Annotated in this window: 12 protein-coding genes; 6 read left to right on the top strand and 6 right to left on the bottom strand. The window is 71.0% G+C overall.

What is annotated here, in order from left to right; all coding sequences use genetic code 11:
- Window position 1: 1 nt before the first annotated feature.
- A complete protein-coding gene (locus OG788_RS17420) occupies window positions 2-769 on the top strand; it encodes a hypothetical protein (protein WP_406371853.1) in 768 nt (255 codons plus the stop codon).
- Between the two features lie 199 nt (window positions 770-968).
- On the opposite strand, the gene OG788_RS17415 is transcribed toward OG788_RS17420, so the two are convergent.
- Both OG788_RS17415 and OG788_RS17410 read right to left on the bottom strand, forming a co-directional pair.
- On the bottom strand, window positions 969-4,277 hold the full coding sequence (locus OG788_RS17415; RefSeq protein WP_406371851.1) for a S8 family serine peptidase: 3,309 nt from the start codon (window positions 4,275-4,277) through the stop codon (window positions 969-971).
- A 243-nt stretch (window positions 4,278-4,520) separates the two neighbouring features.
- Window positions 4,521-5,126, bottom strand: a complete 606-nt coding sequence (locus OG788_RS17410; protein ID WP_406371849.1) for a CGNR zinc finger domain-containing protein — start codon at window positions 5,124-5,126, stop codon at window positions 4,521-4,523.
- A gap of 128 nt (window positions 5,127-5,254) precedes the next feature.
- Here OG788_RS17410 and OG788_RS17405 point away from each other — a divergent pair, with 128 nt between their 5' ends.
- The 4 genes from OG788_RS17405 to OG788_RS17390 all read left to right on the top strand — a co-directional run bounded on the left by OG788_RS17405 (window position 5,255) and on the right by OG788_RS17390 (window position 10,035).
- Window positions 5,255-5,716, top strand: coding sequence for a VOC family protein (locus OG788_RS17405; RefSeq protein WP_406371847.1), 462 nt, complete (start codon window positions 5,255-5,257; stop codon window positions 5,714-5,716).
- A 14-nt stretch (window positions 5,717-5,730) separates the two neighbouring features.
- Entirely contained in the window at window positions 5,731-6,750 is a 1,020-nt protein-coding gene (locus tag OG788_RS17400; protein WP_406371845.1) for a pyridoxamine 5'-phosphate oxidase family protein, read from the top strand.
- A 258-nt stretch (window positions 6,751-7,008) separates the two neighbouring features.
- Window positions 7,009-8,793, top strand: coding sequence for a TIGR03767 family metallophosphoesterase (locus tag OG788_RS17395; protein WP_406371843.1), 1,785 nt, complete (start codon window positions 7,009-7,011; stop codon window positions 8,791-8,793).
- Between the two features lie 90 nt (window positions 8,794-8,883).
- Window positions 8,884-10,035, top strand: coding sequence for a serine hydrolase domain-containing protein (locus tag OG788_RS17390; RefSeq protein ID WP_406371842.1), 1,152 nt, complete (start codon window positions 8,884-8,886; stop codon window positions 10,033-10,035).
- A gap of 65 nt (window positions 10,036-10,100) precedes the next feature.
- On the opposite strand, the gene OG788_RS17385 is transcribed toward OG788_RS17390, so the two are convergent.
- From OG788_RS17385 to pepN, 3 genes are all read right to left on the bottom strand, one after another.
- The gene (locus OG788_RS17385; RefSeq protein WP_406371840.1) at window positions 10,101-10,667 is read right to left on the bottom strand and encodes an isochorismatase family protein; all 567 of its coding nucleotides are present in this window, start codon (window positions 10,665-10,667) and stop codon (window positions 10,101-10,103) included.
- Between the two features lie 184 nt (window positions 10,668-10,851).
- Window positions 10,852-11,910 carry a hypothetical protein gene (locus OG788_RS17380; RefSeq protein WP_406371838.1) on the bottom strand — a complete coding sequence of 353 codons (1,059 nt, stop codon included), beginning with the start codon at window positions 11,908-11,910 and terminating at the stop codon, window positions 10,852-10,854.
- 254 nt (window positions 11,911-12,164) lie between these two features.
- The gene (gene pepN / locus OG788_RS17375; protein ID WP_406371836.1) at window positions 12,165-14,771 is read right to left on the bottom strand and encodes an aminopeptidase N; all 2,607 of its coding nucleotides are present in this window, start codon (window positions 14,769-14,771) and stop codon (window positions 12,165-12,167) included.
- Between the two features lie 192 nt (window positions 14,772-14,963).
- Here pepN and OG788_RS17370 point away from each other — a divergent pair, with 192 nt between their 5' ends.
- Entirely contained in the window at window positions 14,964-15,632 is a 669-nt protein-coding gene (locus tag OG788_RS17370) for a DsbA family protein (protein ID WP_406371834.1), read from the top strand.
- A 61-nt stretch (window positions 15,633-15,693) separates the two neighbouring features.
- On the opposite strand, the gene OG788_RS17365 is transcribed toward OG788_RS17370, so the two are convergent.
- A complete protein-coding gene (locus tag OG788_RS17365; RefSeq protein WP_351548159.1) occupies window positions 15,694-15,897 on the bottom strand; it encodes a hypothetical protein in 204 nt (67 codons plus the stop codon).
- Window positions 15,898-16,082 lie beyond the last annotated feature (185 nt).

Below are 16,082 nucleotides of genomic sequence, written 5' to 3'. Positions count from 1 at the left end.
CGTGGCCGAGTACGAAGGTGTGGACGCGCTGCTGGCCGCGATCACGGACGCTTCACTGCCGGAAGGCGCTCGCGACGATGTCGCGTTCATGGCCGAGCACCGGGCGGCACGCGAGGACGTGGACGTGCTCCGGGAGCAGCTGGTCATCATCGGGGACGCGCTGGCGGACTCCGGGAAGACGGCCGAACCGGCCCGCGCGGCCCAGAAGTCCAGGAGGTCCCGAGGGTCACGGAGGTCCGGGGACGGGCGTCCGGAGGGCACCCCGAAGAAGCGCTCCCGGCACCGCGGCGCCCTCGCGGTCGGGGTCGGTGCCCTGGCGGCGGCCGCGGTGGCCTCGATGGTCGTCGGGATGGGCTGGCTGGTCGCGCACAACGGGATGGGCGGAGCGAACGACCAGGCCTCCGACGCCAAGGCGGACAACGGCGCCGGCGGCAGCCTGCTCAGCGGTCCCGGCTACATCGCCTGCTCCCGGCTCCTCGCGGAGGGCACGGTCACGGAGGTGGTCCGGGTCCCCGGCACCGAACAGGACCGGATCACCCTCGACGTGTACCACTACTACAAGCCGGCCAAGGGGGAGAAGGAGGTCACCTTCCTGATGGACCAGTACGTCGATCCGCGGCTGCACAAGGGCGACGAGGTGCTGGTCGGCATCGGGCAGCACGCGGTGTCCCCCGACATCTGGACGACGGGGGAGAAGAACATCGCCCGCGACCGGGCCTGGATCGTCAAGGCGTTGCCCGAGGCCCGGGCCATGAGGTGCGAGCGCTGAGGCGGCCCGCGCTCCGGGACGGAAGGCGCGGCGCGGTACGGGCTCCGGGGTACGAGGCACGGTACGGGCTCTGAGCTACGAGGCACCCGTACGGCCGGGCGGCACGCGAAGGGGCCGGGCGGCACACGAAGGGCGGGCGCCCGTTTCCGGACGCCCGCCCCGTGCCCCGGGACCGCTCACGCGGCCGGGGGCCACTCCGTTACGGCGTGACCTTCTCGATCTTCACGCTGCCGAGGCCCGCGACCGTGCCGCGCGCGTTCACCAGCTGGACCTGTCCGAAGAACTCGCGTCCCTCGGGCGCCGCCGCGGCTGCCGTGACCGAACCGGACACCGTGGCCGAGGCACCGGTCGCGAGCTTCACCGGGGTGGAGTCGTCGACCGAAACCGTGCCGAGCGCGGACGAGAAGAACACGTCCTGGTAGTCGTACGCGGTCGAGCCCGACGGGACCGAGTAGCCCGCGACTTCGATGGTGTACGTCCCGGCGGCGGGGGAGGCGATGGAGACGGCCTCCTCCGAGTCGCCGTCCGCGGACGAGCCGACGACGGTCCCGGCGGCGTTCTTCACCGTCAGGTCGAGGTCGGCGGCGTTGTCCGAGACATTGCCGATGACCACGTCGAGCGACGCGGCGCCCGCGGGCACCTCGACCGTGCTGATCTGCGTCGCGCCGTCGGCGATGGTCGGCCGCGCGTTCTTCGACGAACCGAGCGGGCCGCCCTTCAGCTTGCCGTCGAGCGCGGCGAAGTTGTTCGTCACCTTCCAGGAGGCGGTGGCCGGGGTGCCGACCTTGGCCTCGGGGACGGTCACGACGGCCGGGTCGAAGGCCGCGCCGAGCACGGCGACGTCGAGCTTGTACGGGTTGTCGAGCAGCGGCGACGTACGGCGCGCCTCGACCTCGATCTCCCAGACGCCGGGCTGCGGGTCCGCGTACGAACGCACGCCGGGCGCACAGCCGTTGCCGTCGAGGTAGTTGTTGTAGCAGTACGGGGTACCGGTGTTGTCGACCGGGACGCCGTACGGGTGGATCGCGATGAACCGGGTCTGGCTCTTGTCCTTCAGCCCGCCGATCGCGACCTCGAGGGACTTGGCGCCCTCGGGGACCGTGACGAAGTACGAGGTGGTGCTGTTGCGCTGCACCGAACTCGACGCCGCGTAGGTGTACTTGACGGGGGCCGAGACCACGACGGTCGACAGGATCTGCTTGTCGACGCCCTCGGTCCGCGGGTCGTCGACCTCGAGGATCGCGCTCTTGAGACCGGCCGACTTCGGCGCGGCCTGGACCTTGACGGTCACCGGCTGGTTCAGCGGGAGCCTGACCTCGTCCGAGCCGACGATCCGGAAGGTGTCGGCGGCGTTGTTCTCGAAGTACAGCTCGTGCCGGATCGCCCGGTCCTCGCCCGACGTACGCGTGATGGTGATGTCGTACGTCTTGCGCTGGCCGGCCTTGAGGCCGCCCTCGCGGTCGTACAGGCCGGTGCCGAAGCCCGGCGTCTTCAGCGCGAAGTCGATCGCGGTGTCGACCGGGGCCTTCACGGTGTAGTCGTGAGCGGTGGCGCCGTCCTTGATGGAGTCCCAGGCGTCACCGATGTTGATGAGGCCCGCGCCCTCCTCGTACGCCTGAACGCCCTTGATGTGGTCGGCGGTCGACGTGAGCGCGGTGCGCAGGGTGGCCGGGGTGAGGTCGATCCCCTTCTGCTTCGCCGCGCTGAGGAGCAGCGCCGAGGCGCCCGCGGCCTGCGGGGACGCCATCGAGGTGCCCTGGAGCATCGAGTAGCCGGCCGGAAGGGTGTAACCCGCCTCGGCGACCGGGGAGCCCGGCAGCCAGGTCTGGGTGGAGTTGATGGAGGCGCCGGGCGCGCTCAGCGTCGGCGTGAAGCCGCCGTCCTCACGCGGGCCGCGCGAGGAGAAGGGCAGCATCGCGTACTTCTTCTCCACCTGCGAGCCGTAGTTGGCGGCCCAGGTCTCCTTGGAGATGGTCGCGCCGACCGAGATGACCTTGTCGGCCAGACCCGGGTCACCGATGGTGTTCGCACCGGGGCCGGAGTTGCCCGCGGAGATCACCAGCTGGACGCCGTAGGTGTCGATGAGACGCGTGTAGAGCTCGGCGCGCGCGTTGTTGCCGTCGTTGAGCGCCGGCAGACCGCCGATGGACATGTTGACGATGTCGACGCCGCGGTTGGCGACGAGGTCGAACATGCCCTCGGTGAGCGCGATGTTGGTGCAGCCGCCGGTCCAGGTGCAGGCACGGGAGGAGACGATCTTCGCGCCGGGGGCGGCGCCGTTCATCTTCCCGCCGAAGAGCCCGTTCGCCGAGGTGATGCCGGCGACGTGGGTGCCGTGCTCGGACTCGATGACGCCGATGTTGACGAAGTCGGCCTTCTTGCCGACCCAGGACCCGCCGTAGGGGTCCATCGGTACGTCCTTGCGGATCTCCACGACGAACGGCTGCCGCTCGACGACATCCGTCGCCGGGTTGTCAGTGCCGAAGTAGCCGATCTGGAAGCCGTCCTTGTACGGCTTCATCGGCGCGTCGTCGGTGAAGTCGCTGTTGTTGTTCAGGTCGACGGTGACCGTGCCCGCCGCCGGGTCGTAGAGCACGCCCCACGCGTCGGTGGTGTCACCGTCGCGGTTCGCGTCGCCCGCGGCGTCGCCGCCCGTCGTCGCCGACTCCCGGAACGTGCTGATCTCGTACGAACCCGCCGGCGCCGTCCATGTCTTGCCGCTGTACGTGAAGGTCGGCCCGGCCACGGGGGTGATCATCGGGCGCCAGGTGGCGTCGCTGTCGAGGATCGGGTCGGTCGAGGTGACCCAGTCGACGATCTTGCGCTCTCCGGTGGTGGTCTTCTGCAGGGCGGGGTGGCCCAGGTCGACACCGGAGTCGAGGATGCCGATGGTGATGCCCCGGCCGTCCGCCTTCGGGTGATCGTCGACGAAGTCGACGGCACCCGTCTCGAAGGACGGGTTGTACGGGTTCTCGGCGGGGGTCTTCTTGCCGGGACCCGCGTAGGTGGCGGCCGTGGCGGTGTTGCTCCCGTGCTTGGCCGTGTCGGCGCTCGGGGTCGGGTCGTCCAGCGCGATCTCCTGGCGCAGGTCGATCCCGTGCACCGAGGACAGCTTCGCGGCGGCGGCGATGGCCGAGTCCGCCCTGCCCGTCGGGACGGTCGCCCGGACGTAGCCGAGCTTGTCATAGGTGCGGCCCACCGAGCCGCCCTTGACCGCGTCCAGCTCCTTGGCGACCTGCTCGGTCTGGCCGGGAGCCGTGGCGATCATCATGGTGACGTTCTTGTCGCCGTTCGCCTTGGCCTCGGTGAGGAGTTCGGCGTCGGACGAACCGAGCTTGGCGGCGGCGGACTTGGTGCCCGGGTCGGCCGTGGGCGCGTCCGTGTCCGCGGAGAAGGCCATGGGTATCGGCCCGGCCGCGGAGAGCGCGGCCACCAGGCCCGCGGCCACGGCAATGCGGGCCACGCGTCTCGCGCCCGATATCGGAGCGCGCTGAGGGTCGGAGGTCATCTGCATCCCTTGTAGGTAAAGGAACGAGCGTGGAGCGGCCGATTCCGGCGTTGCTGACGGATCGGTCGTGTCAGTCCGGTATGTGGACCCGGATGACCGCTCAGCTTTACCCAAGGGACAGTTGTTTGGGGAGGGTTGACCGTGGCGGGATGGAGCCATGGCGCACTTCCGCCATGCGTCATGTCGGTGTTAGCGCCCTATGCGTGGATATCCCGGACAGAGTGGATGTCTCCCTTTGTCGATTCAGCTCTCTTTTGTGCGCGCGTAGTGGCGGGACGCCTTCGCGCGGTTACCGCAGGCCGCCATCGAGCACCAGCGGCGGGTGCCGTTCCGCGAGGTGTCGAAGAAGTGCAGGATGCACGCGTCGTGGGCGCAGCGGCGGATGCGGTCCGGGGCGGTGTCCAGCAGCTCCAGGTAGTTGCGCGCGGCGAGCCAGGCCGGCCCCCAGGAGGGGTCGTCGAACTCGGGTGTCTCGCCCGGCCCCCGGGGGGTGAGCGTCAGTCGGACGCGCCCGTGCGTCAGGAGGGCGTCGACGCGGGCGGCGGCTTGAGCCGGGAGGTGGGGGTCGGCGTCCGCCGGGTCCGCGTCGCTCCCGGTCCCGCCCTGCCCGTCGCCCGGCCCTCGGGGTGCGTCGATCACCGCGCGCAGGGCGTCGCGGGCTTCGAGCGTGTGCCGCAGGACGGTGCCGTCGGCCGGGAAGTCGAGCCCGTTGCCCGCCAGCCACACCGCGAGGCCCTCGGTGTCGTCCAGCAGGTCCCGCACCACGCCCTCGTGGTTCCAGCGGGTGTTGAGGAGGTCGAGCGCGACCGGCTCGCCCGTGAGGGGGCGGGGGTCGGTGCTGGTGGACATGGAGGATCTCCCTTCACTGCTAACCGCTCAAGAGTAGGTCACCGGTTGACGCTCTCGATCCTAACCTTTAATGTCAATGACAAAGGTTAGTCTCTCTTGGAGGCTGCCGACGACAGAAGGGGACTGTCATGACTCTGCGCACCGGCCACATCGGTCTGAACGTCACGGACCTCGACCGCTCGCTCGCCTTCTACCGCGACGTCCTGGGCTTCGGCGTGCTCGGCGAGGGCAAGGAGGGCGACGACGGGGAGCGGCGGTACGCGTTCCTCGGCTCCCCGGCCGGGGACGGCCGCCCGGTGCTCACGCTCTGGCAGCAGGCGCGGGGCGCGTACGACACCGGCCTGGCGGGCCTGCACCACCTCGCCCTCGAAGTCGACTCCGTCGAGCAGGTCAGGGAGTACGAGACGGCCCTGCGCGCCTACGGCGCCACGTTCGCCCACGAGGGCGTGGTCGCCCATCGTGAGGGCGCCGCCTCGGGCGGCATCTTCTTCCACGACCCGGACGGCACCCGTCTGGAGATCTTCACGGCGACCGGTGCCGAGGAGGCGCCGGTGCCGAACGCCACCGCGCCGACCTGCGGTTTCTTCTAGAACGAGGAGCGGTCATGACGTATCACTCGGGCTCACGGGCGATGCAGGACCGCGTCGGCGTCCGTGATCTCGCCGATCACGTGGGCCGGGCCATCGGTCAGGGCATCCGCCCGGTGGCCGCCGCCTTCCTCGAACTGCAGCCGATGCTGGTCGTCGGCGCGGCGGCACCGGAGCGCGGCGCGGAGGCCGGAGGCGGCGGCTCCGGGATCAGCACCGGCCCCGGCAGGGGCTTCGGCCGGGCGGTCCCGGGCGGGGGCTCCGGCTCGGAGGACGACGCCGTCCCGGGAAGCGGCACCGGCTCCGGGAGCGGGGCCATCTCGGGAAGCGGCAGCGTATGGGCCTCGCTGCTCACCGGGCAGCCCGGATTCGTGCGCGCCACCGGACCTCGTCAGATGTCGGTCGCGGGCGGGCTCCGGGCCGGCGATCCGCTCACGGACGCGCTCGCCACCCCGGGTACTCCCGTCGGTACCATCGCCCTCGACCCCCGCACCCGCCGCCGTATGCGCCTCAACGGCCGGGTCCGGCCGACCCCGCGCGGCTTCGCGGTCGAGGCCGACCAGGTCTTCGCCAACTGCCCCAAGTACCTCCAGAAGAGGGAGGTGTACGAGACGGTCGACCGCACGGCGGGCGTTCCCCGGAGCGGCACGGAACTCACCTCGTCGCAGCGGGAGTTCGTCGAGGCCGCCGACACCTTCTTCCTCGCCACGGTCCACCCGCACGGTGCCGACGCGAGCCACCGCGGCGGCAACCCCGGCTTCGTGCGCGTCGACGCGCCCGGCGAACTGAGCTGGCGCGACTACACCGGAAACGCCATGTTCCTGACCCTCGGCAACCTGGCGGCCGACCCGCGCGCCGGTCTGCTCTTCCTGGACTGGACATCGGGGGCGGTGCTCCAGCTGACCGGCACGGCCCGCACGGAGTTCACCCCCGACGGCGAACGGACCGTGAGGTTCACCCTCGCCGAAGCCGTCGAGACGCCCGCCGCCAGCCCCCTGCGCTGGTCCGCCCCCGCGTACTCGCCGGCCAACCCGTGAACAGGGGGCGACAGCCCCGGAATCACCTCCCCTACCCCGGAAGATGAACACGGAGTGACCGGCCACCGGCCGTTCGGACAGGACTCCATGGACGGGCAGGGTGCGCCAAGATCCACGTACGGTGATCGGCGCTGCCCGTTGCAGCCCAGTTAACGCGCAGGTCATCCCCGATGCCAACGATCCAGTATGAGCGGGGAGTTCGCCAGCCGAGCGCCCCGCGGCCACTGCCGACGCGTTCGTACTCGGGGAGACCGCGCCATGCCGCGCATACGCTCTGTCGCTGCCGTACCCGCCCTCAACCGCCGCACCCTGCTGGCCGCCACCGGGGCGGTGTCCCTCTCCGCGGGGATCGGACTCGCCCTGCGCCCGGAGTCCCCCGCGCACGCCGCGGTTCCGGAGCAGGCCACCGTCGCCGACTCCGTCGCCCGCTCCAAGGCCCAGGCCGGCACGGCCGGTCCGCACGCACCGGCCGAGCTGGTCCCGTACACGCGCGGCACCACGCTGAGCGGCGTCGCCGCTCCGCGCTCCGGCTCCTCCGGGTACCGCCGGCTCGGTGACGGCGCCGGCTGGAAGCGGGTCGTGCGCGACGAACTGGCCGCCGGCAAGAACGGCCGAGCCGACCGGCGCACCGCGCTCGCCGCGTTCGTGCAGCTCACCGACCTGCACCTGACCGACACCCAGCACCCGCTGCGCCTGGAGTTCCTGCGCTCCCAGAACACGAGCGCCTGGCGTCCGCAGGAGACGCTGACCGTCGCGGGCGCGGTCTCGCTGGTGGAACGCGTCAACTCCCTGCGGGGAGCCCCCGTCACCGGCTCCGCGCTGCACTTCGTCATGACCACAGGGGACAACACGGACAACAACTCCAAGACGGAGCTGGAGTGGTTCCTCAAGGCCATGAGCGGTGGCCGCATCAGCCCGAACAGCGGCGACCCGCGACACTACGAGGGCGTCCAGGCCTCTGGCCTCAAGACCTACTGGCAGCCCGACGCGGCCCTGCGTGACGCCGACAAGCAGCGCGGCTTCCCGCGCATCCAGGGCTTCCTGGAAGCGGCGATCCGCGAGCTGCGCAGTCCCGGCCTGAGCCTGCCCTGGTACTCCACCGTCGGCAACCACGACGCGCTCCCGATGGGCTGCTACGCCACGCGCGGCGACTCGTACCTCACCGAATTCGCCGTCGGCGGCAAGAAGCTGATGTCTCTCGGCTCGGCGGAGTGCGCCGCGCTCGCCAAGAGCCTGAAGAAGGGCACCAGCCCGAAGGGCAAAGAGGTCCGCGACCTGCTCAGGGCCCACACCCGGCAGATGCGCTCGGTCACACCCGACGAGAAGCGCGCCCCGTTCACGCCCGCCGAGTACGTCAAGGCGCACCTCGACCCGGCGTTCACGGGACCGGGCCCGATCGGACACGGCTACTCCTCCGCGAACCTGGCCGCGGGCACCCAGTACTACACCTTCCGGATCGCCGAGGACGTCATCGGCGTCAGCCTCGACACCACCGACCCCGGCGGCCACTACGAGGGCTCCATCGGCACGGCGCAGCTGCGCTGGCTGGAGAGGACGCTGCGCGAGAACGAGGACAGGTACGTCGTCGTCTTCAGCCACCACACCAGCAAGACGATGCGCAACACCTACGCGGACCCCGCCCGCCCGGCCGAGAGGCGGCACGGCGGCGACGAGGTCGTCGCCCTCCTCGCCAGGTTCGGCAACACCCTCGCCTGGGTGAACGGTCACTCCCACAAGAACCAGATCACCCCGCACGCGGCCCCCGGCGACCGCTCCTTCTGGGAGATCTCCACCGCCTCGCACGTCGACTTCCCCCAACTCGCCCGCGTCATCGAGCTGGTGGACAACAAGGACGGCACGCTCTCCCTGTTCACCACCCTCATCGAGTCCGCCGCCCCGCACGCCACGGACTTCTCCGACCTCACCCAGACCGGCCTCGCGGCGCTCTACCGGGAGATCTCCTTCAACACGCCCGGAGCCCGCACCGACCTGTCGGGCACCTCCCGTGACCGCAACACCGAGCTGATCCTGAAGAAGGGCTGAAAACGGCTCAACGCGTCCCGGCCGGGCAACCCGTGAGCGCGCCCTCGTGTCCGTCCCGTCGACCAGGTCGAACGGCGAGATGGGGACGGCATGAGGGTACGTACGGGACTGGTGGGGGCGACCGCCGTGGCGATCGCGGCGACACTGGCGGGACCCGCGGTGGCGGCTCCCGCGAAAGATGACCATGGGAAAGGGCACCACGCGCCGACCCGGCAGGCCGTCGAGGCGGCCGTGCGCGACGGCGTGCCGGGCGTGACCGCGACGGCCGAGGACCGGCACGGGGCATGGTCCGCCACGGCGGGCGTGGGCGACCTGCGGACCGGCGCACCGCGTTCCGCTGCCGACCGCTACCGCGTCGGCAGCATCACCAAGACGTTCGCCTCCACCGTCCTGCTCCAACTGGAGGCGGAGGGACGGCTGTCACTGGACGACACGGTGGACCACTGGCTGCCGGGCGTGGTGCGGGGCAACGGGAACGACGGCACCGGGATCACCCTCCGGCAACTCCTCAACCACACCAGCGGAATCTTCAACTACACGGCCGACGAGGACTTCGGCCGCACGTACTTCCTGAAGGACGGCTTCCTGCGGCACCGCTACGACACGTCGACACCCGGGCAGCTCGTCGCGATCGCCCTGTCCCACAAGCCGGACTTCGCGCCGGGCACGTCCTGGAACTACTCGAACACGAACTACGTCCTGGCCGGCATGGTGATCGAGAAGGCCACCGGCCGGTCCTACGCCGCGCAGATCCGGGAGAGGATCATCGAACCCCTCGGCCTGCACGCCACGTCGGTCCCCGGTACGCGGGTGACGGTCCCGCGGCCCAGCAGCAGGGCGTACTCCAAACTGGCCGAGACGACGAGCGGACCGACGTACGACGTCACCACCCTGAACCCCACCCTCGCCTCCTCCGCGGGGGAGATGATCTCCGACAGCGCCGACCTGAACCGCTTCTACACGGCACTCCTGCGGGGCAGGCTCCTGCCGCGCGAGCAGCTCAAGGAGATGAGGACGACGGTCGAGGTCGAGGGCATCCCGAACGCCCGCTACGGCCTCGGCCTCATCGACCGCGAGCTGAGCTGCGGCGTCCACGTCTGGGGCCACGACGGAGGCATCCACGGCTCGGTCTCCTCGGCCGTCACCACGGCGGACGGCCGCCACTCCCTCGCCTTCAACTTCAACGGGGACTGGTCGGGCGACAGCGACGCCGTGATCGAGGCGGAGTTCTGCGGGAAGTAGACCGCCCCGTCGAGCCGTTCACGCGGCCGGGCCGGCTCTCGGCCCGGCCGTGGACCGGCGCCCCCCTAGCCCGCGGCGCCCGTCGCGAAGCTGACCTTCGCCGTCTCGACGGTGTCCCCGCGTCGGCCGGGCGCGCTCTGCCACTTCCAGTAGAGGTTGGTGTGCGCGACGACCTCGGCCGGGGTGGGGGCGCCGTACGCCGTGAGGTCCTCCGTGGTGTGGGCGTCGCCGACCAGGGTGACGTCGTACCCGCGGGTGAAGGCGCCGTGGAGGGTGGAGCGGATACAGACGTCGGTCTGGGCGCCGGTGACGACGACATGCCCGACGGCACGCTCGGCGAGCAGCTCCTCCAGGTCGGTGGCCTCGAAGGAGTCGCCGTAGTTCTTGTGGACGACAGGCTCCCCGTCGCGGCGGACCAGCTCTGGCACGTACTGCCAGGCCTCGCTGTCCCGCTTCATCCCGTCGTCCGAGTGCTGCACCCAGATCACCGGCACCGCCTCGGCGCGGGCCTTGGCGACGAGTGTGTTGATGTTCGCGATCACGCTGTCGACGCCGTGGGCGCCGTCCACCGCTCCGTGCTGCATGTCGATCACCAGCACTGCGGTGTTCGGGCGATCGGGCAGGGTCGTCATGAGGCTCTCCTGAACTCTCGTCTTGCTCGTCACGGCGGCCGCGTCCGGCCGGGGAACTCCTGCTCGCCCCACAGTAGATCGGGGCACCGACAACGCCACCGGAACGCGGGAAGGGGCCGGCGGGGCCACCTCGCGGACCCTCGCCGGCCTCTTCCCTCCTCGCCTGGCACCACCCGGTCCGTCACTACCGGGGCAGCACCACGACATGCGCCGCCGGATCGCGGTCGTTCGAGGCCATCAGCGCGGTGCGCACGACCGCGGCCTGCTGCTCCATCGCCGCACGGAGTTTCCTCGGGGTGATGTGGACGACGGTGATGCCGAGCCGCTCCAGGTACTCGCGCTTGCGGGCGTACTCGGACCGCACGGCGTCCTTGTCCTGGCGCGGGGTGCGGATGTCCAGCTCGACCGCCACCGCCTGCTCGGGCCAGTACGCGTCCAGACCCCCGAGGTGCGGGCCGCCGGGCAGCCGCAGGTCGACGTTCCAGACCGGGTCGGGCAGCCCGTGCTCGTGGACCATCCGGTACAGGTGGGTCTCCGCGATCGCCCTGCCCTCCGCCTTCAGCGAGTCCACGGCGCCCATCACGTGCGGGCGGCCGAGCAGCCGCGCCGCCGTCAACTCCTTCACGACCGAGGCCGGTTCGCAGTGGCCGTCGCGCACCGCCTCGGTGAGCAGTTGGTGCACGGCGCCCGCGTCGGTCAGTTCCGCGACCGCGTCGGCCAGGGCCCGGGGTACGGCGGCGACCGGGACGCCGGTCACGAAGGAGGGGGCCGGCAGCGAGGGGGTGCGGACGATGCGGACGCAGCCGGTCGAGCGCAGCCGGCGCATGCGGGGGACCAGCACGTCGATCGTGTCGAGGGAGAGCAGCGGCGCGGCGGAGGTGAAGCCGTGCAGGGCCAGCGCCGCCAGCCCGGTGATCAGCGCGTCCGCGTAGGGCTGGGCGGCGTGCGGATCCTCGGCACCCGGCTGGACGGGGATGTGGACCGCCCGTGCGGGGGCGGGGGCGTTGGAGCGGGCGGCGTACAACAGCGCCGCGTGCACCCGCTCCTCGGCGGTGGACGGGCCGGGATGCAGGAGGAAGACGCCCGGAAGGATCCGCTGCCAGGGTCCGCCGGGCCGGCAGCGTTCGTTGGCGTCGGCACCGGTCACGCCCTGGCCGCGCAACTGGGCCGCGGTCAGGACCCGGCGCCGTACGTGGGACAGGTGGCGCAGGGGGCGGGGGGAGAGCGGGGGGATGTGGGTCATGCCCCGGGGTTTCCCGCCGGGAGGCCGCCCTCTAACCGCTGTTACCCGCCCGTCGGCAAATCGGGACAAGCGCGCCCTGAGGTACGGGCGTTCGAGTGCCGAAAGGCGCTGGTCCGGCGGGTGATTAATAGGGGTTACGGCTCTGAATACCTGAATTTCGTAACCAGTGCGCGCATGTGATCATTTCACCGGAGAGGGCGCCGGACGCGGGTGGCGCCGGCGCCCTCTCCGGTGTGGTTCGCGTGGGGCGGGTGTCAGCCCGCCGCGGCGATGTCGCAGGCCTGGCCCCGCAGCGCCCGGGCCAGATCGTCCCGAGACTCCAGCACGAGCCGGCGCAGGGCGGGCGGCGCGTCCTCGTGCGACGCGAGCCAGGCGTCCGTCGCCTCCAGGGTCTCCGGGGAGTCCTGGAGCGAGGGGAACAGTCCCCTGACCACGTCCATGCCGATCTGGATGGACCGCTCCGCCCAGACGCGGTCGATCGCGGCGAAGTACTTGGCGGTGTAGGGCGCGAGCAGCTCCCGCCGGGACGGCTGGGCGAAGCCGGAGATCGTCGCCTCGACGAGGGCGTTGGAGAGCGCGTCGGACTCCACGACGGCCGCCCACGCCTGGGCCTTGACCGCGGCCGAGGGGCGGGCGGCGAGGCAGCGGACCTGGTGCCGTTTGCCGGACGCCGTGTCGTCGCGGGCGAGTTCGGCGGCGAGGACGGACTCGTCGGCGGCCCCGTGCGCGGCCAGCGGCTCCAGGAACGCCCAGCGCAGCTCCTGGTCGACCTCCAGCCCGTCGATCTTGGCGGTCCCCTCCAACAGGCCCTGGAGCAGCTGGAGATCGGCCTCGCCCGACGCGATGTCGGCGAAGAAGCGGGCCCAGGCGAGCTGGTGCTGGCTGCCCGGCTCGGCGAGCCGCAGCTCCTTCAGCGCACCCTCGGCGAGCAACTGCCCGCCCTCCGCGCGCCAGTCGGGCGCCACGTAGTGGACGAGCGCGGAGTTCGCCCAGGCGTGCAGCATCTGGAGCACACCGATGTCGGACTCGCGGCCCGCGAAACGCAGTACCAGACCGATGAAGTCCCGGGCGGGCACGATCGCGTCGCGCGTGAGGTTCCACAGCGCCGACCAGCACAGGGCCCGGGCGAGCGGGTCGGTCATCTCGCCGAGTGCGTCCCGCAGCGTGGCCAGCGAGCCCTCGTCGAAGCGGATCTTGCAGTACGTGAGGTCGTCGTCGTTGACCAGGACGAGCTCGGGGGCCTCCGCGCCGACCAGTTCGCCGACGACCGTGCGCGGCCCGTCGACGTCCACCTCGGCGCGCGCGTAACGGACGAGCGAGCCGTCCCCGCCCTCGCGCAGCGACTGCCGCCGGTAGAGGCCCACGGCGACGCGGTGCGGGCGCAGTCGAGGGTGCGACTCGGGGGCCTCCTGGAGGATCGCCAGCTCGGTGACGCGTCCGTCGGAGCTCAGGATCACCTGCGGGGTGAGGGAGTTGACGCCCGCGGTCTGGAGCCAGGACTGTGCCCAGGCGGCCATGTCCCGCCCGCTCGTCTCCTCCAGGACCGACAGCAGATCGCCGAGCCGCGTGTTGCCGTAGGCGTTCCGCTTGAAGTAGCGGCGGGCGCCCTCCAGGAAGGCGTCCTGTCCGACGTACGCCACCAGCTGCTTGAGGACCGAGGCGCCCTTGGCGTAGGTGATGCCGTCGAAGTTCAGCTTGGCGTCCTGGAGGTCACGGATGTCGGCCGTGATCGGGTGGGTGGACGGCAGCTGGTCCGCGCGGTACGCCCAGGCCTTGCGGCGGTTGGCGAAGGTGATCCAGGCGTCGGTGAAGCGGGTCGCGCCGACGTTGGCGAACGTGCCCATGAAGTCGGCGAAGGACTCCTTCAGCCACAGGTCGTCCCACCACACCATGGTGACCAGGTCGCCGAACCACATGTGCGCCATCTCGTGCAGGATGACGTTCGCCCGGGCCTCGTACGACGTCTGCGTCACCTTGCCGCGGAAGATGTACTCCTCGCGGAAGGTGACGAGACCCGGGTTCTCCATCGCGCCGAGGTTGTACTCGGGCACGAACGCCTGGTCGTACTTCCCGAAGGGGTACGGGTAGTCGAAGTGGTCGTGGAAGAAGTCCAGACCCTGCTTGGTCACCAGGAACACGTCGTCGGCGTCGAAGTGGGGGGCCAGGCCCTTGCGGCACATCGCGCCGAGGGGGATCTCCAGCGTCGTACCGTCGTCGAAGGCGCGCGTGTAGGAGTCCGTCACATAGTGGTACGGGCCGGCCACGACCGCCGTGATGTAGGTCGAGATCGGCTTCGTCTCGGCGAACTTCCACACACCGTCGGCGAGTTCACCGGCGCCGTTGCTCCAGACGGTCCAGCCCTCGGGGGCGCGCACCTCGAAACGGAACGGTGCCTTGAGGTCCGGCTGCTCGAAGTTGGCGAAGACGCGCCGCGAGTCGGCGGGCTCGTACTGCGTGTACAGATACACCTCGCCGTCCTCGGGGTCGACGAAGCGGTGCATGCCCTCGCCGGTGCGGGAGTAGGCGCACTGGGCGTCCACGACGAGTTCGTTCTCGGCGGCGAGGTTCTCCAGCCGGATGCGGGAGCCGTCGAAGACCTCACCCGGGTCGAGGTCCCTGCCGTTGAGCGTGACGGCCGTCACGCGCGGAGCGATCAGGTCCGCGAAACTCGCCGCGCCCGGCTCGGCGCAGCGGAAGCGGAGCGTGGTGACCGAGCGGAAGGTGCGGGGCCCGCCGGCCGTCTCTCCGGGCTCGGTCTCCCCGACGGCCGAGCGCAGGTCGAGGGAGACGTCGTAGCTGTCGACGGACAGCAGTGCCGCCCGCTCCTGGGCCTCGTCGCGGGACAGATTCTCACCGGGCACGACTGCACTCCCTCATGGCGTCATAGACATGTGCGAACAGGGCCGATCCTGCCATGTGCTCCTTACGGCGGGCGCTGCGACGGCGCAGACACAGGGGAATCCCTCGGACCCGTCGGAATCGCACGGACGCACGGGAATGGCGCGGGCGAGTGCCGGTGTTGCCACGGGAAAGACCGCGTTCCGAGGAGAGCCATGCCCGAGCAGACCGTTCAGACCAGTTCCGGCAAGACCCCCGTCGACTTCTGGTTCGACCCGCTGTGCCCCTGGGCCTGGATGACCTCGCGGTGGGTGCTGGAAGTGGAGAAGGTCCGCGACATCGAGGTCCGCTGGCACATCATGAGCCTCGCCGTACTGAACGAGCCCAAGCTGGACGAGCTTCCCGACCACTACCGCGAGATGCTCGCGACCACGGCATGGCAGTCGGTCCGGGTGGTCACCGCCGCCTGGCAGAAGCACGGCGACGACGTCCTCGGCCCGCTGTACACCGCGCTCGGCACCCGCTTCCACAACGACGGCATGGGCCCGACCAAGGAGGCCATAGCCGGCGCCCTCGAAGAGGTCGGACTCCCCGCCGACCTGATCGACTACGCCGACCAGGCCGACTTCGAGTTCGACGCCGAGCTGCGCGCCTCCCACAAGGAGGGCATCGAGAAGGTCGGCCAGGACGTCGGCACCCCGGTCATCGCCGTCCCCGGCGCCGACGGCGAGCAGCTCGCCTTCTTCGGCCCGGTCGTCACCCCGGCCCCCAAGGGCGAGGAAGCCGCCAAGCTCTGGGACGGCACGCTCATGGTCGCCTCGGTGCCGGGCTTCTACGAGATCAAGCGCACGCGCACGGCGGGACCGGACTTCAGCAACCTGTAGGCGGCTGCGGTCCGGTGCCGGTCCGGGGCGCCGGTCCCGGGGGTCCGCCACCGGGAGCGGACTACTTGGCGTCGGGCTCGGGGAAGTTGTCGCCGTCGCGCCAATTGCTCCAGCGCTGGAAGCGGCGGCAGCCCGGACGGGTGCAGCGGTGGTAGGCGGCCGGGTCGTCCACCTGTTTGATCTTGCGCACCGCCGCTTCCTCGTCCTTGGTGAGCTTGCGGAACTTCTGCAGCGGTCCTCCGCAGTTCGGGCAGTGCACGTCCACGGCGACTCCTCCGTGTCAGAACGGACGGGAAAGGTCGAGAAGCATCCGGGTGCCGAACGCCGGCCCTGCGAGCGTAAGGGCTCGCGGGTCCGGAATCGGTCCGGCCGCGTCCCGGGCCCGTCCACTCGTCTCCTCTCGTGCCGGCTCGTCCCGGTCCGGATACCTCATGCAGGTGAAAAGCTCGG

Source organism: Streptomyces sp. NBC_00647, from assembly GCF_045207245.1.
Lineage (GTDB): Bacteria > Actinomycetota > Actinomycetes > Streptomycetales > Streptomycetaceae > Streptomyces.
The sequence above is the reverse complement of the archived record's forward strand: the minus strand, read 5'-3'. Positions and strand labels throughout refer to the sequence as shown.

Bases quoted from the DNA above. Each gene is read 5' to 3' on its own strand.
- OG788_RS17415 (WP_406371851.1), bottom strand. From the start codon at position 4,277: ATGACCTCCGACCCTCAGCGCGCTCCGATATCGGGCGCGAGACGCGTG.
- OG788_RS17410 (WP_406371849.1), bottom strand. From the start codon at position 5,126: ATGTCCACCAGCACCGACCCCCGCCCCCTCACGGGCGAGCCGGTCGCG.
- OG788_RS17405 (WP_406371847.1), top strand. From the start codon at position 5,255: ATGACTCTGCGCACCGGCCACATCGGTCTGAACGTCACGGACCTCGAC.
- OG788_RS17400 (WP_406371845.1), top strand. From the start codon at position 5,731: ATGACGTATCACTCGGGCTCACGGGCGATGCAGGACCGCGTCGGCGTC.
- OG788_RS17395 (WP_406371843.1), top strand. From the start codon at position 7,009: ATGCCGCGCATACGCTCTGTCGCTGCCGTACCCGCCCTCAACCGCCGC.
- OG788_RS17390 (WP_406371842.1), top strand. From the start codon at position 8,884: ATGAGGGTACGTACGGGACTGGTGGGGGCGACCGCCGTGGCGATCGCG.
- OG788_RS17385 (WP_406371840.1), bottom strand. From the start codon at position 10,667: ATGACGACCCTGCCCGATCGCCCGAACACCGCAGTGCTGGTGATCGAC.
- OG788_RS17380 (WP_406371838.1), bottom strand. From the start codon at position 11,910: ATGACCCACATCCCCCCGCTCTCCCCCCGCCCCCTGCGCCACCTGTCC.
- OG788_RS17370 (WP_406371834.1), top strand. From the start codon at position 14,964: ATGCCCGAGCAGACCGTTCAGACCAGTTCCGGCAAGACCCCCGTCGAC.